General features: G+C 37.3%; 24 protein-coding genes. 18 read left to right on the forward strand and 6 right to left on the reverse strand.

Annotated features, from left to right (window positions below):
- Positions 1–46: 46 nt before the first annotated feature.
- The gene (locus LZP85_RS05285; RefSeq protein WP_119542975.1) at positions 47–1258 is read left to right on the forward strand and encodes an EAL domain-containing protein; all 1212 of its coding nucleotides are present in this window, start codon (positions 47–49) and stop codon (positions 1256–1258) included.
- 116 nt (positions 1259–1374) lie between these two features.
- Entirely contained in the window at positions 1375–1863 is a 489-nt protein-coding gene (locus tag LZP85_RS05290; RefSeq protein ID WP_025909148.1) for a DUF3993 domain-containing protein, read from the forward strand.
- 23 nt (positions 1864–1886) lie between these two features.
- On the opposite strand, the gene LZP85_RS05295 is transcribed toward LZP85_RS05290, so the two are convergent.
- Positions 1887–2123, reverse strand: coding sequence for a glutaredoxin domain-containing protein (locus LZP85_RS05295; RefSeq protein ID WP_025909147.1), 237 nt, complete (start codon positions 2121–2123; stop codon positions 1887–1889).
- A gap of 230 nt (positions 2124–2353) precedes the next feature.
- Between LZP85_RS05295 and LZP85_RS05300 the strand changes: the two genes are divergently transcribed.
- The 4 genes from LZP85_RS05300 to LZP85_RS05315 all read left to right on the forward strand — a co-directional run bounded on the left by LZP85_RS05300 (position 2354) and on the right by LZP85_RS05315 (position 5756).
- Positions 2354–2590 (forward strand): YkuJ family protein, encoded by a 237-nt coding sequence (locus tag LZP85_RS05300; RefSeq protein WP_025909146.1) that lies wholly within the window; start codon positions 2354–2356, stop codon positions 2588–2590.
- Between the two features lie 246 nt (positions 2591–2836).
- Complete coding sequence (locus LZP85_RS05305) at positions 2837–3727, forward strand: transcriptional regulator CcpC (RefSeq protein ID WP_025909145.1); 891 nt, start codon at positions 2837–2839, stop codon at positions 3725–3727.
- 119 nt (positions 3728–3846) lie between these two features.
- Positions 3847–4563 carry a 2,3,4,5-tetrahydropyridine-2,6-dicarboxylate N-acetyltransferase gene (gene dapD / locus LZP85_RS05310; protein WP_025909144.1) on the forward strand — a complete coding sequence of 239 codons (717 nt, stop codon included), beginning with the start codon at positions 3847–3849 and terminating at the stop codon, positions 4561–4563.
- A 65-nt stretch (positions 4564–4628) separates the two neighbouring features.
- Positions 4629–5756: an N-acetyldiaminopimelate deacetylase gene (locus LZP85_RS05315; protein WP_061784976.1), complete on the forward strand. Its 1128-nt coding sequence runs from the start codon at positions 4629–4631 to the stop codon at positions 5754–5756.
- A gap of 36 nt (positions 5757–5792) precedes the next feature.
- Here LZP85_RS05315 and LZP85_RS05320 read toward each other — a convergent pair whose 3' ends face one another.
- A complete protein-coding gene (locus LZP85_RS05320) occupies positions 5793–6659 on the reverse strand; it encodes a mechanosensitive ion channel family protein (RefSeq protein ID WP_025909142.1) in 867 nt (288 codons plus the stop codon).
- Positions 6660–7000: 341 nt separating this feature from the next.
- Here LZP85_RS05320 and LZP85_RS05325 point away from each other — a divergent pair, with 341 nt between their 5' ends.
- The 8 genes from LZP85_RS05325 (at position 7001) to LZP85_RS05360 (ending at position 14754) form a co-directional block, all read left to right on the forward strand.
- Positions 7001–7543 (forward strand): peroxiredoxin, encoded by a 543-nt coding sequence (locus LZP85_RS05325; RefSeq protein ID WP_119542978.1) that lies wholly within the window; start codon positions 7001–7003, stop codon positions 7541–7543.
- 212 nt (positions 7544–7755) lie between these two features.
- Complete coding sequence (gene gnd / locus LZP85_RS05330) at positions 7756–8652, forward strand: phosphogluconate dehydrogenase (NAD(+)-dependent, decarboxylating) (protein WP_025909140.1); 897 nt, start codon at positions 7756–7758, stop codon at positions 8650–8652.
- A 133-nt stretch (positions 8653–8785) separates the two neighbouring features.
- Positions 8786–9448, forward strand: a complete 663-nt coding sequence (locus tag LZP85_RS05335) for a potassium channel family protein (protein ID WP_025909139.1) — start codon at positions 8786–8788, stop codon at positions 9446–9448.
- A gap of 106 nt (positions 9449–9554) precedes the next feature.
- The gene (locus tag LZP85_RS05340; RefSeq protein ID WP_083686495.1) at positions 9555–10649 is read left to right on the forward strand and encodes a sensor histidine kinase; all 1095 of its coding nucleotides are present in this window, start codon (positions 9555–9557) and stop codon (positions 10647–10649) included.
- 24 nt (positions 10650–10673) lie between these two features.
- Positions 10674–11306: a response regulator gene (locus LZP85_RS05345; RefSeq protein ID WP_119542979.1), complete on the forward strand. Its 633-nt coding sequence runs from the start codon at positions 10674–10676 to the stop codon at positions 11304–11306.
- Between the two features lie 146 nt (positions 11307–11452).
- On the forward strand, positions 11453–12385 hold the full coding sequence (locus LZP85_RS05350) for an ABC transporter ATP-binding protein (protein WP_076513037.1): 933 nt from the start codon (positions 11453–11455) through the stop codon (positions 12383–12385).
- A gap of 15 nt (positions 12386–12400) precedes the next feature.
- The gene (locus LZP85_RS05355; protein ID WP_119542980.1) at positions 12401–13663 is read left to right on the forward strand and encodes an ABC transporter permease; all 1263 of its coding nucleotides are present in this window, start codon (positions 12401–12403) and stop codon (positions 13661–13663) included.
- Positions 13660–14754 (forward strand): ABC transporter permease, encoded by a 1095-nt coding sequence (locus tag LZP85_RS05360; RefSeq protein ID WP_206782749.1) that lies wholly within the window; start codon positions 13660–13662, stop codon positions 14752–14754. The genes LZP85_RS05355 and LZP85_RS05360 overlap by 4 nt, the downstream gene beginning before the upstream one ends.
- Positions 14755–14783: 29 nt before the next feature.
- On the opposite strand, the gene rnjA is transcribed toward LZP85_RS05360, so the two are convergent.
- Both rnjA and LZP85_RS05370 read right to left on the reverse strand, forming a co-directional pair.
- Entirely contained in the window at positions 14784–16451 is a 1668-nt protein-coding gene (gene rnjA, locus LZP85_RS05365; protein ID WP_025909133.1) for a ribonuclease J1, read from the reverse strand.
- Between the two features lie 5 nt (positions 16452–16456).
- Positions 16457–16666, reverse strand: a complete 210-nt coding sequence (locus tag LZP85_RS05370) for a DNA-dependent RNA polymerase subunit epsilon (RefSeq protein ID WP_025909132.1) — start codon at positions 16664–16666, stop codon at positions 16457–16459.
- Positions 16667–17243: 577 nt separating this feature from the next.
- Between LZP85_RS05370 and LZP85_RS05375 the strand changes: the two genes are divergently transcribed.
- Complete coding sequence (locus LZP85_RS05375) at positions 17244–18026, forward strand: Cof-type HAD-IIB family hydrolase (RefSeq protein ID WP_025909131.1); 783 nt, start codon at positions 17244–17246, stop codon at positions 18024–18026.
- 36 nt (positions 18027–18062) lie between these two features.
- On the opposite strand, the gene def is transcribed toward LZP85_RS05375, so the two are convergent.
- Together def and LZP85_RS05385 are read right to left on the reverse strand one after the other, a co-directional pair.
- The gene (def, locus tag LZP85_RS05380; RefSeq protein WP_025909130.1) at positions 18063–18617 is read right to left on the reverse strand and encodes a peptide deformylase; all 555 of its coding nucleotides are present in this window, start codon (positions 18615–18617) and stop codon (positions 18063–18065) included.
- Positions 18618–18769: 152 nt separating this feature from the next.
- Entirely contained in the window at positions 18770–18883 is a 114-nt protein-coding gene (locus tag LZP85_RS05385; RefSeq protein ID WP_076513034.1) for a YjcZ family sporulation protein, read from the reverse strand.
- Positions 18884–19053: 170 nt separating this feature from the next.
- Between LZP85_RS05385 and LZP85_RS05390 the strand changes: the two genes are divergently transcribed.
- From LZP85_RS05390 to LZP85_RS05400, 3 genes are all read left to right on the forward strand, one after another.
- Positions 19054–19704 carry a YkyA family protein gene (locus tag LZP85_RS05390; RefSeq protein ID WP_078989985.1) on the forward strand — a complete coding sequence of 217 codons (651 nt, stop codon included), beginning with the start codon at positions 19054–19056 and terminating at the stop codon, positions 19702–19704.
- 569 nt (positions 19705–20273) lie between these two features.
- Entirely contained in the window at positions 20274–21389 is a 1116-nt protein-coding gene (pdhA, locus tag LZP85_RS05395) for a pyruvate dehydrogenase (acetyl-transferring) E1 component subunit alpha (protein WP_119542983.1), read from the forward strand.
- Between the two features lie 3 nt (positions 21390–21392).
- Entirely contained in the window at positions 21393–22370 is a 978-nt protein-coding gene (locus LZP85_RS05400) for an alpha-ketoacid dehydrogenase subunit beta (RefSeq protein ID WP_119542984.1), read from the forward strand.
- The last annotated feature ends 25 nt before the right edge of the window (positions 22371–22395 follow it).

Genomic DNA, 22395 nt, shown 5'->3' on the forward strand with positions numbered 1-22395 from the left:
CTGGAAAGAGGATTGAATTGAATCTATATGATAAGGGGGGAACGTCATGGATCCTTTAGATGTGTTAACAAACATAGAGAACACCCTTCCATATTATCAAGCAATTTTTAGTGCGGATGAACACAAGATTGTTGGGTATGAAGTGTTAGCAAGGATTAAACAAGATGACGAGATTGAAAGTTTAGGAGCTTTTTTTCACGATGATGCGATTCCGGATGAATATCGAATTGAAGTGGATTATGCCGTTTTAACAAAAGCATTGAATCACATTTTAGAGCAGAAAGAAGAGTTTTTAATCTTTATTAATCAAAATCCCAATTTATTGATGAATGACCATGGAGAATCACTGTTAGAACTATTGCAGTATTTTGAAACAAAGGGGTTATCACTTAATCGAGTTGTTTTAGAAATTACTGAGCACAATTTTAATGGTGATATTGAATCTCTTCAGCATTTGTTGAAATATTATCAAACGTATGGCATTAAGGTGGCAATTGATAATATCGGTAAAGAAAGCAGTAACTTAGATCGTATTGGTTTGCTTTCACCAGATATCTTAAAAGTAGATTTGCATATTTTACGACAAACCGCTATGACGCAGTCTTATCAAGACGTTTTGTACTCGTTATCATTGCTAGCGCGTAAAATGGGAGCTACCCTGCTGTATGAAGACATTGAGGCTTCTTACCAGCTGCAATATGCATGGCGTAACGGCGGGAGGTACTTTCAAGGTTTCTATTTACATAAACCATCAGCTGAGTTGGTTGACCCGTTTTTGTTAAAAGATAAATTGAAAAATCAATTTGAAATGTTTATTGCTCATGAAAAGAAAAAATTACAGGCTATCTATGAATTAACGGAGAGTTTCCAAGTGAAAATGCAGCAGTTAATGAGTCAATGTCGCAAGATGGAAGGCTATGACGAGATGCTTCAGTATATTGCGAGTGAGCTTTCAATCGCATGCTTTCGAGTATATATATGCGACGAGAATGGGTTTCAGCGCTCATCAAACTTCTTAAAGAAAGAACATGAATGGATTGCTGAGCCAGATTACCTTCACAAAAACTGGAGCTGGCGTCCGTATTTTCTCGAAAATATCATCCGAATGACTCATGAGCAACGTGGGATTTTATCGGACTTATATAACGATATTGAAACAGGAGAGAACATCCGAACCTTTTCGTACCCAATTGAAAACGGTCATTATCTATTTATTGATATTTCATACGCCTTTTTATATGAGAAAGACGCATTATAAAAAAACATGCCCACTCTTAGTTGGGGGCATGCTTTTTTTTATTTCTAAAAATGAAAGAATATGGGGTTAAAAAGAAGGAAAGCTATTACTAATTAAAACGAAAGGGATGATCGTTTATGAAAAAAGTAGTAGCATCCATAATCATATTTTTATGTGTAGTGTGTTTGTATACGCCCGCCCAGGCTGAAGTCGACGGAGATACGCGCAATGAAATCTTTACTGCGCTACATGAAGCATTTCAAGCACAGCTTCGTTTAACGAACGAGCATTATTCAAAGGAAAAAGCAATGAATACACTGCTTCCATATTTTGAAAAAAGTTATGCAGAGAAATTTCTAGATGACAATATGGTTCAAGAAGCTCAGGGGTATACCGTATACGGTTCTGATTTTGCTCTTCATTATATCCCGTATTTTTCATATGATGAACAGACAAAGGTAGCGGTTCATCCATCTATGCAAAAAGCTTACGTCTTCGAATATTTTCCGGCTGTAAAAGATGGCCCCGTATCTTATGTTGGGCATTATGAGATGCTGACGTTGACTCGCCATGAAGGAAAATGGAAAGTGTCAGGATTTACATATAGTAATCAAAAGCCGAGCTAACCTTTTCTCATAAAGTGTTTAACTTAAGAAAGATCTAAAAGTTTTTCTAGTGTTTGTAAATCAAAACCTTTTACCACATCATTATTGACTTTAACAGTTGGTGTTGAATACGATTGAAATACGTCAATCATACGATTTCTAGCTGCTATATCTTTGGAAACGTCATATTCTTTATATGAAATATTATTGTGTTTTAAAAACAGTTTAACAATTTCACACGGTGGACAAGCTGGTTGTGTATATAACTCTACGTTTTTCATCTTAAAACTCCTTATTGTATAATATGATATTATAATCAAAAACGACAAACTGCGCCATAATAAGCCAATTTCTTACGAAAATTCATGTAAAGTACTTGTGTTTTTTCTGTATGTGGCATATAGTGAAATGGTGTCTTTTATGCATGAGGATTCATGCTGAAGAAATGAGAATGAATAAACAAGCCTTAAATAGGGTAAGTAATGATGTAATCGTTGAAAGGAGAGATTATATGTCACAATTACAAGGTATTTTAACTCGTCTTGTGAATCTCCGTGAGCAAGCAAGTGGAAGTGAAGCACCACAACGCTTCTTCGAAGTAGATGGAAAACGAATTTGTAGCGTGAAATATCATGCGAAAACTGAAACGTTTGAACTTGAAGTATATCAAGATGGCGAGAAGCCAAGCGTTTATCAATTTGATAATATTGACATGATTGCAATTGAGATTTTTGAATTAATTCATTAATGAAGCCATTAATCAGCTTAGATCTGTAAATTGTCGATGATTCGAATTAAAGCCTTGGGTGCACATTTACGTGTATCCAAGGCTTTTTATATGTCAAAAATAACTGATATACTAAACGTCCTTCATTTTATATAAAAAGTTAAAAAGAATCTTGACAATAAATAACTTTTGTCTATCTTTCTGAAGCATTTTTTTATATGATTAGAAGGTGAAAAAGTAAAACAATGTGTTGAGAGGAATAGCAAAATGCAATTAGTAGAATGTCGCATGCTTGTCGTATTGGCCCAAGAATTAAATATGAGAAAAGCAGCTGAGCGCTTATTTGTATCGCAGCCAGCTTTATCACAGCGCCTGCAAACAATTGAGCGGGCATGGGATACTCAAATCTTTATCCGTTCCCAAAAAGGTCTTTCTTTAACACCAGCTGGTGAAAAAATTGTGCAGTTTGCAAAGGAAGTTGTTGAAAAAGAAGACCAAGTAAAAGAAGATCTTCATCATTTAGACACCGAAGTATACGGTACGTTAAAGCTCGCTGTAGCCTCCATTATCGGCCAGCATTGGCTGCCAGCGGTTTTAAAAAAGTATATGGATAAATACCCCCATGCAAAGATTTCCCTTGTAACGGGATGGAGCAGCGAAATGCTTCGCTATATTTACGAAGATGAAGTTCATATCGGAATTATTCGAGGAAATCCCGAATGGAAAGGTGTAAAGGAACATCTCTTTACGGACCCTTTATATTTAGTAGATACTGAAATTGAAGATGCCTCTGAGGTACCAAATAATGATCGACCGTTTATTCAATTTAAAAGTGATTCCACCTATTATCAAGAAATACTCGATTGGTGGCACAGGGAGTTTCATACAACTCCAAAGCGAACGATTGTTGTAGACCAAATTGAGACGTGTAAACAAATGGCTTTAAACGGTCTGGGTTTTGCCATTTTACCGTCAATTGCTGTGAAAGATGCGCAGCACTTACATCGCATTCCACTATTAAAAGAAAATAAAGAGCCGATTACTAGAGATACTTGGTTAGTAGGATATGAGTCAGCGTTTAAGCTGAAACAAGTGCGTGCATTTATGGAAATTGTCAAAGAGTATATCAAAGAACAGCAAGAAAAAGAGCTATCATAATACATCTACGCATTATGTGAAAAAATGAGAAAATTACGTGACTTCTAACTTGTCATGTGGAACTCATTTTGTTACATTAGTAAAATGAAGCAAATGCTAACTTAGGAGGAATACATAATATGAAAATGATGGATGCAAACGAAATTATTTCATTTATTCAAAACAGCACAAAATCAACACCTGTAAAAGTATATGTAAAAGGTGATTTAGAAGGAATCGACTTCGGCGCTTCTTCTAAAACATTCGTAACTGGCAACACAGGTGTTGTATTCGGTGAATGGAAAGAAATTCAAGCTGTAATTGAAGCAAACGAAGGAAAAGTAGAAGATTACGTTATCGAAAACGATCGTCGTAACTCTGCAATTCCGCTTTTAGATATGAAAAATATCAAAGCGCGCATTGAGCCAGGTGCAATCATTCGTGATCAAGTTGAAATTGGAGACAATGCTGTTATTATGATGGGTGCTTCAATCAACATCGGTTCTGTAATCGGTGAAGGTACAATGATCGATATGAACGTTGTAATGGGTGGACGTGCAACAGTAGGTAAAAACTGTCACATCGGTGCAGGTTCAGTATTAGCTGGCGTAATTGAGCCACCTTCTGCAAAACCAGTTGTTGTTGAAGACGATGTTGTAATTGGTGCAAACGCAGTTGTTCTAGAAGGTGTAACAGTAGGTAAAGGTGCAGTTGTTGCCGCTGGTGCAATCGTAGTTGAAGATGTACCACCATATACGGTAGTAGCAGGTACACCAGCTCGTGTTATTAAAGAAATTGACGAAAAAACAAAATCAAAAACTGAAATCAAACAAGAGCTTCGTCAACTAAACGACTAATAAGCGAAAGACACAGAAAGCGTGGGCAACCACGCTTTCTTAACTATAAGGAGGATTTTTGGTACGTGGACATTTCTCAATTTGCTGCTTTGCGCAGAGAATTACATAAAATACCTGAGCTAGGCTTTCAAGAAGTAAAAACGCAAGCGTTTTTACTACGCTATATTGAAAGTCTTCCTCAAGAACACCTTGAAATTAAAACGTGGAAAACCGGCATCTTTGTGAAAGTGAAAGGGAAAAAACCAACGAAAACAATCGGCTATCGAGCTGACATTGATGGTCTCCCAATTACGGAAGAAACTGAGTATGAGTTTTCGTCCACTCATGAAGGTTTAATGCATGCTTGTGGTCATGATTTTCACATGAGTATTGGTTTAGGCATTCTAACACACTTTGCAAACCATCCAATTGATGATAACTTGCTGTTTATCTTTCAACCCGCTGAAGAGGGGCCGGGGGGAGCTCAGCCAATGCTTGAAAGCGAGATTATGAAAGAGTGGAAGCCTGATCAAATTGTTGCGCTACACATTGCTCCTGAATATCCAGTAGGATCAATTGCGGTGAAAGAAGGCATTTTATTTGCGAACACATCTGAACTGTTTATTGATTTAAAAGGAAAAGGAGGACATGCAGCATACCCACATAACACAAATGATATGGTGGTAGCCGCTTGTCAATTGGTTTCACAGCTACAAACAATCGTTGCTAGAAACGTTGATCCATTAGATAGTGCTGTTATTACCGTTGGCAAAATTACTGCTGGAACGGTTCAAAATATTATTGCTGAGCGCGCTCGCATTGAAGGAACCATTCGTACGCTATCTCCTGAGTCAATGGCACGTGTTAAAGAGCGGATTGAGGCTATTGTAAAAGGTGTGGAAGTAGGTTATCAGTGTGAGACAGTCATTGATTATGGTTGTATGTATCATCAAGTTTACAACAATCATGATATGACAAAGGAATTTATGACATTTGCTAGAGCTCAAGAAGAAGTTGAGGTTATTGAGTGTCAAAAAGCGATGACGGGAGAGGATTTTGGTTACATGTTAAAAGAGATTCCTGGCTTTATGTTTTGGCTTGGAGTAAATTCTCCTTATGGTCTTCATCATTCAAAGCTTCAGCCTGATGAGAAGGCAATTGAGGTAGCCATTTCTCTTATTACTCGCTATTTCGAAATGAAAGGCATTGCATAAGAAAACCCCGGAAGCTAAACTTCCAGGGTTTTTTCGTTATCCGTTATCTTTAGCGGGCTGTGGTGATTCACCAGTCGGCTTTTCAACGTATACTTGGTGTGGGAAAGGAATTTCAATTCCATGCGCGTCAAATGCTTCTTTAAACGCTTTACGAAGCTTACGTTCTACTCCCCATTGCTCGCCATTTTTCGTTTTTCCAACTACTCGTAGTACAACGTCTGATGCACCTAGCCCCTGAACACCAAGAACGTTTGGTCCATCTACAATGTTTTCATCTTCTTGTGCAATACGATCACATACTTCTTGTAAAATAGAAACTGCGCGATCAATATCGTCATCATATGAGATGCCAATGTCTACAAGCGCACGCATATTTCCACGAGAGTGGTTGCTTAGGCTTGTAATCTCACGATTTGGCACATAGTGCAATGTTCCGTCAAATCCGCGAATTTGAGTTGTACGAAGTCCTACAGATTCAACAATGCCTGAAAAGCTCCCTGTTGTTACATAATCGTCCACATCAATTTGTTTCTCAAGTAGTAAGAAAAATCCTGTAACAATATCGCTCACAAGTCCTTGCGCGCCAAAACCAATTGCTAATCCCACGACTCCAGCACCGGCAAGAAGCGCTGTTGCCTGCACGCCAACAGTTTCAAGTAACATTACAATAACAATAAAGATAAGAACGTATGAAAATACATTTACCATTAAGCTTTTAAGCGTAAGTGCTCTACCTTTTGACACGCTATCACGTTCCATCATACGGTTGAAAGAACGATCAATAATACGAGTTCCAATGGAACGTACGATTAAGAAACCAATTAAGATGAGGATAAGTTTTAACGCAACTACCCCTGCAACTGTCAGAAGTTGTTCCCAATTGACTTCTGAAAAATTCAACATAAAAAATTCATCCTTTCTAAACATAAATCCTTAACTGGAAATAAATGAAGAAGATAACCATATGTAATGTAAAAACTTGCTTAGTTTCTGGCTCTTTCAGTACATTAATTTATTCCCGCTATTAGACATGCTAAACTTAATTTGTCCCTTTTTGCAAGTCATTAACGTTATTTTTTCTAGAAATGAGCAAAAAAAGTTCGTTTATCTTAGATAAAAATAGGGCATAACATGTATGTCGTCCTATTTCATGTAGTTTATAACGAATTAATAGGTATAATTTACTATATTTAAATGAAGAGCAGAATAAACCTGAGTTTATTATTATGTTGGAGGGATGATTCATGCCAGAACGCATGGTAGCCAAGCAGGCCCCACGCTTTGAAATGGAAGCAGTATTGCCGAATAAAGAGTTTGGAAAAGTAAGCTTAGAAGAAAATATGAAACAAGATAAATGGACAGTTCTGTTCTTTTATCCTATGGATTTTACAACAGTGTGTCCAACTGAGATTACGGCTTTATCAGATCGATACGGTGAGTTTAAAAAGTTAGAGGCAGAAGTAATTGGCGTCTCAACAGATACTATTCATACGCATTTAGCTTGGATTAAATCAGATCGACGAGACAACGGATTAGGACCAGTTAACTATCCTTTAGCTGCAGATACAAATCATATTGTTTCACGTGAATATGGCGTTTTAATTGAAGAAAAAGGCGTAGCTTTACGTGGCTTATTTATCATTAATCCTCAAGGAGAACTGATGTACGCTGTTGTCAACCATAATAACATTGGCCGAGATGTAGATGAAACGCTGCGCGTATTACACGCTTTACAAACTGGGGAGCTTTGTCCTGCAAACTGGAAACCAGGACAAGCTACGTTATAAAAAAGCTTAGGGCAAAGATAAAAGCTTTCTTACAGCTAAAGTTCGGCTGAAGAATTAGTTAAAGCCAAGTGAAAATACATAAATGCTGGTGTTTCTAAAAAGTAGACATCAGTGTTTTTTATGTTTTGTTTGTTTAGAAAGTAGAAAATACGTTTGAAGATGACGAATTTATATCATACTAACGATAATTTAGTATTGAAGGAGGAATTTATATGCAAATTGGAATGATTGGTCTGGGAAAAATGGGAGCGAACCTTTCGCTAAACTTGATGGAACACAACCATGCAGTTGTAGCATTTGACGTGAATAAAGAAGCGGTTAAAACGTTGGAAGAACAAGGAGCTGTGGGGGCTCACTCAATAGAAGAATTAGTTAAAAAATTAGAAAAGCCAAAAGTAGCTTGGGTGATGGTACCGGCGGGAGATCTTACAGAAAAGGTAATAAATGAGCTTCAAGGCCTGCTTGATGAAGGAGATATTATTATAGATGGTGGAAACTCAAAGTACCAAGATTCTGTTCGTCGTGCTGAAAAAGCTCATCAAAAGGGGATTCACTTCTTTGATGTCGGAACCAGCGGTGGAATGGAAGGAGCACGAAATGGAGCCTGCATGATGATTGGTGGAGATAAGGAAGCTTTCGCCCACATTGAACCTATTTTTAAAGATATAAATGTGGAAAAAGGCTATCTGTATGCAGGAGATGCAGGAAGCGGCCATTTCTTGAAAATGGTACATAATGGAATTGAATATGGTATGATGCAAGCAATTGCAGAAGGGTTTGATGTGTTGGAAAAAAGTCAGTTTGATTATGACTATGAAGCCGTTGCAAGAGTATGGAACAATGGTTCTGTTATCCGCTCGTGGTTAATTGAGCTGATGGAACGTGCCTTTTCAAAAGATCCTCGTTTGGATGATATCCGTGGCGTGATGCATTCTTCTGGAGAGGGAAAATGGACGGTTGAATCAGCTTTAGACTTACAAGTTCCAACACCGGTTATTGCGCTTTCACTAATGATGCGCTATCGTTCATTAGAAGATGATACCTTTACCGGGAAAGTTGTGGCTGCTCTTCGAAATGAATTCGGTGGTCATGCTGTAGAGAAAAAGTAAAGGGAAATCTAAAAGCTGTGGAAATCCGCAGCTTTTTTTCTGCAAGCTGACATGTATAGAGAAAAGAAGTCTTACATTATGGTAAAATAAAGTAGTATATGGACTTCACTTGTTACTATATGGAGGATTTTTCATGAAAAAGGAATTTGCAGTAGTTGGATTAGGGAGATTTGGCGGTAGCATTTGTAAAACATTAAGTGATCAAGGTATGGAAGTACTGGCTATTGATACGGATGAAGAGAAAGTAAATGAGTATGCGAGCGTTGCCTCACATGCCGTAGTGGGAGACTCTACGGATGAAGGTGTACTAAAAAGTTTAGGCATTCGTAACTTTGATCATGTCATAGTAGCTATTGGTGATAATATTCAAGCAAGCATTTTAACCACGCTGATTTTAAAGGAGCTAGGTGTAAAGAAAATTACGGTAAAAGCGCAAAATGATTATCATGCTAAGGTATTATCGAAAATTGGAGCTAACTTTATTGTGCATCCAGAACGTGATATGGGAAGAAGAATTGCCAATAGTATGATTTCCAATAGCGTACTTGACTATCTAGAGCTATCTGATGAGCACAGTATTGTTGAGCTAGTTGCGAGTAAAAAAATGGCGGGAAATACGCTTATCGACTTAGATATTCGTGCTAAATATGGTATTAATATTGTTGCAATTAAGAGAAGCCAAGATATTATTGTCTCTCCACAAGCATCAGAGTCAATCAAACAGGGTGACATTTTAATTGTTATTGGTGCAGATGTAAATATTAATCGATTTGAGAATAAATTCGCAGATATGTAATGAAAACCTGCTTTCAGCATTGGAAGCAGGTTTTTGCTATGTATTTATAGAAAATATGGATTTTATTGGTGGTTTGCTAGTACAATAGTAAGCGGAGGAATGCAAGATGAAAACTTTTTTAGTGCAAACTACTATGTTTTTAGCGATATGGATTGCCCTTTTTTTTTCAATGTATCAAAGCGTAAATACTCTTGGATTACTTTTTTTAAGTTTTCTGTCCATGCTTATTTATTTTACAAAACCACTGTGGAGGCAGAAGCTAGGAAATCAAATGTGTCAAGTGTTGGTGCTGACAAGCTTAGGGTTCTTCTTATCGTTCTCCCCACTTTTAATGGCTCTTTTTCTGTATGTTAGTGTTGAAGCAGCCAGTGAAGTGAAGGGACTTTCTTTTCGAATTTATGCTGGATGTACACTGATTGCTTTTTTACTTTTAACCTGGATTAAGTTAGAGGCCTTATTACTACCAACCATTATCATAACTGTGCTAATTGGGGTTGTTTTGTATCAATTAGGTGTAAGTAGGGAAGAAAAGCAACAAAAACAGCTTTTATATGATGAGCTTAGAGGTGAATATCGCTCTCTTAAACGAATGAGTTTGGAGGCAGATAAAGCGGCTCGAAATGAAGAAAGAACAAGAATTGCTCGAGATATTCACGATTCTGTTGGCCATAAATTAACGGCTTTATTACTAAATATTCAAGTGTTAAAGATGAGTCAAGAGTTAGAAAATGTACAGCTAGACCAATTAAAACGGTTAGCAGAAGAAAGCTTAGCCGAAACACGTCATGCTGTAAAGGAGTTGGATAAATCAACCTTACAGGGAGTAGCATCCATTGTTCATTTAATTAAAAAGTTAGAATCAGAGAGTCATATGAATGTTTCGTTTACAGTGAAGCAGCGAGTATTATCACTGACGCTGTCCAATACTCAAAGCGTCGCGTTATATCGCGCTATTCAAGAGGGATTTACAAACGCAATGCGTCACGGTAGTTCAAGAGAATTAGCAATTACTCTAATGCTATCACCAGTAGGAGATTTATCTTTCCAAATAAAAAACAGCATTGCACCTGATGCACCTCCTTTTCAAGAAGGGTTTGGGTTAAAGGCATTAAAGCAGCGGATTGAAAGTATCCGAGGACAAGTAAGCTACTTGCAAACACCTGAACATTTTTCTATAGAAGGCATCATTAAACTAAATTAAGGGATACAAAGAAGGTGAGTTTACTTGATTCATATTTTACTTGTGGAAGATCAAAGCATTGTTCGTTCAGGAATTAAAATGATGATTGAACAAGATGCTGCTCTGTGCGTGCGAGCAGAAGCGAGTAATGGAAAAGAAGCGTTAGAGCAGCTGGAGCGTCATATGATTGATCTTGTGATTATGGACGTATCAATGCCAATTATGAACGGAATTGAATCGACCCAGAAGATAAAAGCGCAGTGGCCAACAATACGGGTATTAATGCTAACGACCTTTAATGATGAGGAGTATGCTATGCAGGCTCTTCAATATGGAGCAAATGGGTTTATGCTAAAAACGGCTGACCCCGAGCATCTCATTCAATCCATTCATAGTTGTATGAACGGTGGTTTAAGTATTCATGATCACGTAACGGCTAAAATTATGCCAAGGTTATTAAGAAAAGAAGCAGCAGAGCCTATACAGATTGAACTTACAAAAAGAGAAAGAGAGTTAGTCAAACTTGTAGGAGAAGGGAAAACGAACAAGGAAATTGCAGCAGAGCTTTATTTATCAATTGGAACGGTTAAAAATCATCTTACGCAAATTTTACATAAGCTAGAGCTGCGTGACCGCACGCAGCTGGCTATTTATGCTGTGAAAAATCACTTAGCGTGAAGAAATCTTCTGACAAGAGGTCAGAAGATTTTTTGTCATGTGACGGAGGTCATAGTTTGGAATAGAAGAAGTGACGGAAGTAAGTGGTGAAGGAAGTGTTGAATTTATAAGATGAAGTAAGAAAGAAAATAAAGGAGTGAAGCCTTATGCTAGAAGTCATCGAACTAAGTAAAGCATACAAAAAAGCGAAAGTAGTAAATAACATCAGCTTGTTTTTAGAACGTGGCGAAACAATTGGATTATTAGGGCCAAACGGTGCAGGAAAGTCAACGACCATTTCTTTGATTTCTTCTCTTATTAAACCGTCAAGCGGTGACATACGTATCAACGGGAAAAGCAGCGTAGAAGATCCAATTCATATGAGACAAATACTGGGCGTTGTTCCTCAAGAGCTAGCTTTATATGATGAATTAACGGCAAGAGAAAATCTCGACTTTTTTGGAAGAACCCAAAGAATGAAAGGAAAACAGCTAGCTGAAAAAGTGGATGAGATTTTAAACATGATTAGTTTAACCGACCGCCAGCATGATCGTGTGAAAATCTTTTCTGGAGGAATGAAAAGACGACTTAACATCGGTATTGCGCTTCTTCATAGTCCAAAGCTTTTAATTATGGACGAACCGACCGTTGGAATTGATCCACAATCTAGGTTTCACATTCTAGAGTCGGTTAAGCATTTAAATCAGCACTATGGTATTAGCGTGATCTATACAAGTCATTATATGGAAGAAGTAGAACAGCTTTGTAACCGTATTTACATTATGGATAAAGGAAACATTATTGCTTCTGGTACAAAAGAAGAGCTTCGAAGCATTTTATCTTCTGAACAAATTATTCATTTTAAAGCAGATTGGATTAAAGAAGGACTTATTCATAAACTACAGTCTCACCCATCTGTATCAAAGTTAACGCATACGGATGGATCTGTTCAATTCTCTGTTCCAAAAAATGTGAATATATTAGCCGATTTGTTTAAGTTTGCTGAGGAACAAGAGATGATGATTTCCGCTGTCCAGATTGAAGCACCAACGCTTGAAGATGTGTTTTTACATTTAACTGGTCGAACGTTAAGAGATTGATGAGGGGGAATAAGGATGTTTTTTGCGCTTTTAAAAAAGCAGTTCATACAGTTTATTAGACGCCCTCAAGAACTTATTATTTTATTGTTAATGCCGTTTGTTTTAATTGTAATCTTAGGATTTTCTCTTGGAAGCATTATGTCTGATAAGCCTGGTTTTGAAGCCACTGTTGGGGTAGTTGTGAAAGGGGATGAAGAAGAAGAAATAGAACGCTTTAAAAAAGAATTAGCCCTGCAATCGTTACCTGAGGAAGCGAAGAAACAGGTGTTTACGACTGTTGATCATATGAAGCCAATAGAGTTTTTACTACAAAATACGTTTCAACAAAAAGAAGTAACGCAGTTTATTAAGATGAAACAGATTTCAGATACTGGGTTAGAAAAAGCCAAACGAAGCAATGAATATAGTGCAATTATGGTGTTTCCTGAAGGGTTCTCATACGGGGTATTACAAAATCAATTTTTAAAAAGAAACATCGAGAATCCACCGCTAACAATTATTCAAAATGAAGACAAATCAATTGGTGCCGATACGGTAACTAGTATAATAGAAGCTTATCAACAAAAGTTATCTCTGTACACTTATGCTAGTCAAGTAAATCCTGAAAAAGCAGGTAATATCGAAATAGTAGGTTCTTTAGGAGAAAAAGAAACGGCGAACAAAGAAAAGCCGCTTTCAGCTCTTGCTTACTATGCGATAGGCATGAGCATGATGTTTGTTCTCTATCTTGCTCCTAGCTTAGCTACGAACGCTTATGTAGAAAAAGAAGCTCATAGCTTGTCGCGTATCATTCTTGCTAACGTATCGCCGACTCTTTATTATTTTAGTATTTTCTGTACAGGTTTCTTACTAGCTCTATGTCAATTGCTTATTTTGTATAGTCTCGTGGCAATATGCTTTGGAATTATATGGCCGAACTTACTGGCGTTTTTAACCATTACTGTTGCTGTGAGTATGGCTGTAGGAGGAATTAGCGCATGTCTATCTTCTGTGGTGCATCGCTGCAATTCAGACGATATGGTTTCCATCTTTCGAAATGTAGTTGTTACGATATTAGCATTTTTGGGAGGCAGCTTTTTTCCTACTGAACAGCTTTCAAGCCAGCTTGCAAAAATCGGTGAAATAGTGCCAAACGGAGCTGGTACGCAAGCTTACTTACGCGTGTTGCAAGGGGAATCTATTCTGAATATTAGCGGGGAACTGTTTACGTTGCTTATGACGGCTGTCGTCATGTTTAGTACCGTCTGGTTGCTTGGAAGGAAGGTGTGGAAAAGTTGAATACGGTTTTAATTGGGCGATTTAAGCAGCTGCGTAGAAGTCCATGGGCGGTAGTGGTGTCACTCTTTTTAGTTATTGTATTTGCGTACCTAATGGGAAAAGTTGATCAAACGAGTACTACTATCCTTGTATATAGTAAAGATCAACAAGTAAACGTCACATCTCTTATTCACGATTTAAACCAAACCCAGCACTTACTATTTAAAGAAAGCAATGAAAATGAAGCGCGAGATCAAGTAAAAGAAGGTAAAGCAGAAGTAGCTTTAGAAGCAGGGATAAATGATTTTAAGTTAATCTTAACATCAGAAACAACACTTACAGAAAAAGTAAATCAACATGTGAAAGCACATTACGAACAGCGAATACAAACCCAATCACTTGCGAAGCAGTTTACATCCAAAGAAGCAGGCATGATTAACAAAAAAATTGAAGAAGCTCCTATCTTTAAGGTTAATGTAGAAAGTATGCAAAAAACAGAAGGAATTATGCTTCAAGAGAATATGCAGGCGCTCTTTGGCTTTACGCTATTTTTTATCATATATACCATTGGATTTAGTGTGCTCAAAATTTTGCAAGATCGGAAAATTGGAGTCTGGGACCGCCTTCTTATTTCAAGACTTTCAAAAGTAGACCTTTATACAGGGAACTTAGTATATTCATTTTTAATTGCGTATGTAGAAGTCATTGTTATTTTTAGCACATTCCATTTTGGTCTTGGAGTAGATTTTAACGGTCGATTTGTACTTAGTTTACTCATCGTTATTCCTTACCTATTGGCAACTGTTGCTCTATGTATGTTTCTAGCAGGAGTGGTCAAGAGCATTGCTCAGTATCACGTGCTTATTCCTCTATTAGCAGTGAGTATGGCAATGATAGGAGGGGCATATTGGCCTCTTGAAATTGTCACATCTCCAGTTATGCTGACACTTTCAAAGTTCGTACCGTTGACATATGGAATGGACCTTTTAAAGCAAGTTGTGCTCTATGATTATGCATGGCAAAAAATTGCGTACTCAAGCCTATTATTATGCATTATTACAGTGGTATTAATGGCTCTTGGAATTAATATTTTAGAGAAGAAACATACGTAAAAAGGATTCGCGTAAGCGAATCCTTTTTCTTATACTTCCATAATGATTGGTAAAATCATTGGACGACGTTTTGTTTTTTCATAGAGGAATGGAGCTAGTGTGTCTGTAATTTCATTTTTAATTTCAGACCACTGAGATGTACGGCGCTCCATTACTTTATTTAAGTGCTTTGTAATTAATGATTGTGCATCGTTAATTAAATCGCCAGATTCGCGCATGTAAACAAATCCACGTGAGATAATATCTGGACCCGCTGCAATTTTAAAGTCTTTCATGTTAATGCTAACAACGACGATTACAAGACCTTCTTCAGATAGAATACGACGATCTCGCAGTACGATATTACCAATATCACCAATGCCGCTTCCGTCAATATAAACAGAACCAGATGGGATTTTACCCGCTACGGATGCTTCGTTCTCGCTTAGTGCTAATACTTCACCGTTATCCATAATGAAGCAGTTTTCTTCTTGAACACCGCAGTCAGTTGCTAGCTTGATATGCATCTTTTGCATGCGGTACTCACCATGAATTGGCATAAAGTACTTTGGTTTCATTAAGCGAAGCATTAATTTTTGTTCTTCTTGTCCACCGTGACCTGACGTATGGATGTCATTCAGTTTACCATGAATAACTTCAGCACCAGCACGGAATAACATATCGATCGTTTTGCTTACACTTACTGTGTTACCTGGAATTGGTGATGAAGAGAAAACAACTGTATCCCCAGGGATAATCTGAATTTGACGGTGTGTACCGTTTGCAATACGTGATAAAGCAGCCATCGGTTCACCTTGACTACCTGTACATAAAATTGTTACGCGGTTAGCAGGAATACGATTGATTTGAGATGGTTCAATAAACGTATCTTTTGGACAAGAGATATAGCCAAGCTCCTGGCCAATATCAATTGCTGCTTCCATACTGCGACCAAACACAGCAATTTTACGATTGTTTAATACAGCAGCTTCAACAACTTGTTGTAAACGATGAATGTTAGATGCAAACGTTGCGAAAATAATACGTCCTTCAACTTTTCGGAAAATGTCATGAATGCTGTCACCAACGCGACGCTCAGACATTGTAAAGTTAGGGATTTCACTGTTTGTACTATCTGATAGTAGGCATAGTACGCCGTCTTTACCGATTTCAGCCATCTTTGTTAAGTTCGCTGGTTCTCCAACTGGTGTAAAGTCAAACTTAAAGTCACCTGTATGTACAATTTGTCCATTTGGTGTTTTTACAACAATACCGTATGAATCAGGAATGCTGTGTGTTGTACGGAAAAACGTTACCGACGTCTTGCGAAACTTAATAACGTCGTCTTCTGTAATTTCATGAAGCTGTGCAGTTCTAAGTAATCCGTGCTCATCCAGCTTATTGCGTAGTAAACCTAACGCTAGCTTTCCAGCATAAATTGGAATGTTTAATTCGCGTAAAAGATACGGAATTCCACCGATGTGATCCTCATGACCATGTGTTACGAAAAGTCCACGGATTTTATCTGCGTTTTTAACTAAATAGCTGTAATCAGGAATTACATAATCAATACCTAATAGTTCATCTTCTGGAAACTTAATTCCGGCATCGATAAGAATAATTTCATCTTGAAACTGTACGGCATAGGTATTCTTACCGATTTCACCTAGTCCACCTAGAGCGAATACCGCCGTCTGATTATTTTTTACAAATTTCATTTTTATCATATCTCCAATACTTTAAAATCTTCGCTGTGTTGCTCATATTCTAAGTAGTCTCCGTCCACTAGTTGAACAAATTCAATGTTAATTGAACGCGCTTTTAACTTTTTACGAACGTCGCGTTCAGACTCTCCTTCTACATAAACAGTTTGTGTGTTTTCACGAACTGGTACTTCTGTTAATTTTTCTTGAAAATATACTTTAAAAATCATAACTTCATTCTCTCCTTAAATCCGAAATTCAAATAACTTATTTTATTATAATATAAAATGTGTATGTATTTCATGTATTTTCTAAAGAAACTTGCTTTCACTACATTTTAGACATCAAAATAACACAAGTCAATTCGTTAAATGCAAAATAGGGACGATTTCTATCGATAAACTTAAATTTTATTGAAAAATTATACGAATAGCTAATATGAAATTATGACTATGTGAAAAATTGACTGACTGGACTGCTTGTTTAAATAGAAAATAAGGGCTATTCTATTTTACGATGCAGACACACGCTCTGCAAATGTATTGATAGAAAGCCCTTAAATCGTTAATTAAGCAATTGATTTTTTTCGTAATAATTCATTCCAACGTCTTAAAAGGCGCTTTCGAAAATCTTTTAGCATGAATCTCATCTCCTTTATATCTGATGAATGCCTGTCTATGTTTATAGTTGTAGTATATGAAAAAATCGCATAGACTTGCGTGGGTATATATGGAAAGATGGAGAAAGTAGAAGTGGTTTGTTATAATGGCGTGAGAAACGAAAAAAATAGAAAAGTTAGGTGAAACAATGGACAAAAAAATAGTGTTCTTTGATATTGATGGTACATTGTTAGATCATGATAAAAAATTACCTGAGTCAACAAAGCAAGCGGTAAATCAGCTCAAGGAAAAAGGTTATGAAGTAGCCATTGCTACAGGCCGAGCACCGTTTATGTTTAAAGAGCTTCGAGATGAGCTTGGTATCGATACATATATTAGCTTTAATGGTCAGTACATCGTATTAAATGGTGAAGTTCTGTATCAAAATCCATTAGACGTACAAGAGCTTCAAGCGCTCACCGCGTTTGCTGCTCAAAAAAATCATCCAGTCGTTTATTTAGATCATGATGATATGAGGTCTAATATTGAATTTCATGAACATATTGAAGCAAGCATTAGCACGCTAAAGCTTGGCATCACACATCCAATTCATGACCCTTTGTACTATGAAAACCGCGAAATCTATCAAGCGCTTCTTTTCTGTACGGATGGTGAAGAGAAGCCTTACGAAGAAAAATTTAAAAAATTTGATTATATTCGTTGGCATGAATTCTCAACGGATGTGCTTCCTGCTGGTGGATCAAAAGCAAAGGGAATTGAGGTTATGATCAATAAGTTAGGCTATAAGAAAGAAAATGTGTATGCATTTGGCGATGGCTTAAATGATATTGAAATGCTCTCGTACGTAGGAAATGGCGTAGCAATGGGAAATGCCCATGATGAAGTAAAAGAAGTGGCAAATTATATTACAAAAGACGTAGCTGATAACGGAATTGCACACGGTCTTCAACTTGTAGGATTACTGTCTTAACAGAAAAGTAGGAACCTGGACGGGTTCCTACTTTTTTTAGCGCATATAAGGGCTTGCATTTTCAGGTTCTTTAAACGGCTCTGCTTTATTAATATGGTCATAAAACATAACGCCATCAAGATGGTCAATTTCATGCTGAAAGACCACAGCTAATAGGCCTTTCAAACGGATTTTAACCTCTTCTCCTTCTAGCGTTGTACCTTTTACAGTAATACGAGCATACCTTGGGACATATCCAGGTATTTCTTCATCTACGGATAAGCATCCCTCACCGCTTGTTAAATACGTTTTTTCAACGGAGTGGCTCACAATTTTCGGGTTGAAAAGAGCATAGCTTTGCACGTTTCCACGCTCATCAGGTGCTTGAATAGCAATCATTCGCTTTGATACGTTGATTTGAGGAGCAGCTAATCCAATTCCAGGACGTAAATTATACTTGGCTGCAATTTCAGGGTCTTGGCTGTTTTGAACATACTCAAGTAGTTGTCTAAGCGTTTCTTTATCTTCAGCTGTTGCTGGAAGCTTTACTTCTTGTGCTACTTTGCGCAGAGTAGGGTGGCCATCCCTAATAATTTTATCCATTGTAATCACTGTTCACATCTCCCTAACGATATATGGTACTAATAGTTATGACATATACTTGTCAGTTTAGTACTATAAAGTGTATCAAAAGACATATGAAAAGTCATCCGAGTTGCTATATGTAGAAGAGAAAGCCACTTGACTTTCTCTTTGTTAACTAATTAACAGCCGCCCCAACTGCAGCCAATAATAACAAGTAAAATAAATAGTACAATTAAAAGAACGAATTCTTTATTTGAACCGCCACATCCGTATCCATATCCTCCGTAATACATAACTAACACACTCCTGAACAGACAGAATCCCAAAAAACACAAACGATTTAACCGTTTTTTCTTGATGGGTTAGTATAATATATTAAAAGATAATAAAATGGTGTAGATGAATTGCTTAATTCGGGCAATAAAGATAAAATAGTGCTGGTATAAGGGAGGATTTACCAGGTATGAAGACTAAAAAAATAGTAAGTGCAATAGGTATAAGTATGATGCTTTTAGCAGGATGTTCAGCAGAAAGCGGAGACGAACTAGAAGTTTATAAAGCGCTTGAGAAAGTCGCTGATCAAGAGAAGCAGTTTATAAAAGAGCAGCAACCGATGACGGCACTCGAAGACAAAGAAAATGTTCTATATGAAGAAATCTTATCAATTGGAATGAAAGAAAAAGAAAAAGTTGACGAAAAAGCAAGCGAAGCGCTCCAATTATTAGATGAACGAGAAGAACATTTAGTAAAAGAACAGGAAAGTATGCAGCGTTCAAAAGAAGAGTTTGAAAAAGCCAAAGAGAAAATCGAACTGGTAAAAGATGAAGACATAGAGAAGCAAGCCAACAAACTCGCTTCTTTAATGGAAAGTCGCTATAAGGCATACGACTTGATGTATGCTTCGTATGAAGAATCGGTGGAGTTAGACAGAGAGCTATACACAATGTTTCAAAAAACAAACGTGAAGCTAAACGATTTAGAAAACCAAATTTCTTCTATTAATGAGATGTACCAAAAGGTGCAGGAGAATAGTGAAAAGTTTAATCAAGCAACGGATGCTTATAATGAAGAAAAAAAGAACTTCTACAAAAAGGTGAAATCAGATCAAGAATAAAAGCAGGAAACAGTCAAAGCAATAAGCATTGGCTGTTTTTTGATTTGATATACAACAGTATTCGACATGAATTAAATAGTCTGTAAAACGCTTTCATTCAAAGGGTTTGTAAGAAATTAAACGGTGATATTAAGCAGGTTTTTAAACGGTTATTATAAGACAAGTAGTACAGAATATGTTTGTGTAATAGCACAGATGGATTTAACATTTTTTTAAAGTGTAATAAGGCAAAAAGCTTAAATTTATAAGCGTAAATAGATTGACGAACCGTTTTAATGTGGTGTACACTATTTAGCGTAGTAAGTGTTGTATTAATCATTTTGTTGAAATAATTAATACAGTTTAACGGAATGAAAGTTTCGCTTAAACTTTCCTTTTACTTAAATGTTTGAATCGAGTGCGCCCGGGAATACATAAAACATGTTGAAATACGTAGCGGACTCAAATGGAATTCTAGTCGACAAAAAATGACTTTTAGGTGCTTGTTTTGGGTATCCTAGCAATGTGTATTTTTTGTTTGATTAGCACATTGAAAAGTAAGGCTTAAATGAAAGGAAGAGGTGACTTAGATGGCTGCTAAAACTAAAAAAGCTATTATTGATGTATCAAAGCAACTTGATAAAATTGCTGAGCAGTACCAAACGTTCCAAATTCTTAATGAAGAGGGCGAAGTAGTAAATAAATCAGCAATGCCAGATTTATCTGATGAACAATTAAAAGAACTAATGACTCGTATGGTGTACACACGTATTCTTGATCAACGTTCAATTTCATTGAACCGTCAAGGTCGTTTAGGTTTCTATGCACCAACAGCTGGTCAAGAAGCTTCTCAAATTGCATCTCATTTTGCATTAGAGAAAGAAGACTTTATTTTACCTGGATACCGTGATGTACCACAATTAATCTGGCACGGTCTTCCATTATACCAAGCTTTCTTATTCTCTCGTGGTCACTTCCACGGTAACCAAATGCCAGAGGATTTAGGCGCACTTTCACCACAAATTATCATCGGTGCACAAATCGTTCAAACAGCGGGTGTTGCATTAGGTCTTAAAAAACGTGGTAAAAAAGCAGTAGCAATCACTTACACTGGTGACGGTGGAGCTTCACAAGGTGACTTCTACGAAGGTATGAACTTTGCAGGTGCGTTCAAAGCTCCAGCAATTTTTGTTGTTCAAAACAACCGCTTTGCGATTTCAACACCAGTTGAAAAGCAATCTGCTGCTAAAACAATTGCTCAAAAAGCAGCTGCAGTAGGTATCCCAGGGGTACAAGTGGATGGAATGGATCCATTAGCAGTTTATGTTGCTGTAAGCGAAGCTCGTGAGCGCGCAGTAAACGGCGAAGGTCCAACATTAGTTGAAACATTAACTTACCGTTATGGTCCACATACAATGGCTGGAGATGACCCAACACGTTATCGTACAGCAGAGCTTGATACTGAGTGGGAAAAGAAAGATCCACTAGTACGTTTCCGTAAATTCTTAGAAGCTAAAGGCATCTGGAATGAAGAAGAAGAAAACAAAGTAATCGAGCAAGCTAAAGAAGATATTAAAAATGCAATCAAAAAAGCAGATGACTATCCAAAACAAAAAGTTACAGACTTAATGGATATCATGTATGAAGAAATGCCTTTCAACTTGAAAGAGCAGTATGAAATCTACAAAGAGAAGGAGTCGAAGTAAGCCATGGCGCAAATGACATTGATTCAAGCAATCACTGATGCGTTACGCACAGAAATGAAAAACGACGAAAACGTATTAGTTTTTGGTGAAGACGTTGGCGTAAACGGTGGGGTATTCCGTGCAACTGAAGGTCTTCAACAAGAATTCGGTGAAGATCGCGTTTTCGATACACCACTTGCTGAATCTGGTATCGGCGGTCTTGCTGTTGGTCTATCGACTCAAGGTTTCCGTCCAGTACCTGAAATTCAATTCTTTGGTTTCGTATTTGAAGTTCTTGATTCAGTTTCTGGTCAAGCAGCTCGTATGCGTTATCGTTCTGGCGGTCGTTGGAACGCACCAATCACGTTCCGTTCACCATTCGGTGGTGGCGTACACACACCAGAACTTCACGCTGATAGCTTAGAAGGTTTAGTAGCATCTCAACCTGGTTTGAAAGTTGTAATTCCTTCAACTCCATACGATGCAAAAGGTCTTTTAATTTCAGCAATTCGTGACAACGATCCTGTTGTTTACTTAGAGCACATGAAATTATACCGCTCATTCCGTCAAGAAGTACCTGAAGAAGCTTATACAATTGAAATTGGTAAAGCTGATGTAAAACGTGAAGGTACTGACGTTTCAATCTTCGCTTATGGTGCAATGGTTCATTCATCATTAAAAGCAGCTGAAGAATTAGAAAAAGAAGGCGTATCTGTAGAAGTTGTTGACTTACGTACAGTTCAGCCTTTAGATATCGAAACAATCATCGCATCAGTTGAAAAAACTGGTCGTGCAATTGTTGTTCAAGAAGCTCAAAAGCAAGCTGGTATCGCTTCAAACGTTGTAGCTGAAATCAACGACCGCGCAATCTTAAGCTTAGAAGCTCCAGTATTACGCGTAGCTGCTCCAGATACAGTATTCCCATTCTCTCAAGCAGAGGGCGTTTGGTTACCAGACCACAAGGATATTGTAGCAACTGCTAAAAAAGTTCTTGAATTTTAATTGATTGTTACTCTATAGAAATCAG

The organism is Priestia flexa (assembly GCF_021441905.1).
Classification (GTDB): Bacteria; Bacillota; Bacilli; order Bacillales; family Bacillaceae_H; genus Priestia; species Priestia flexa.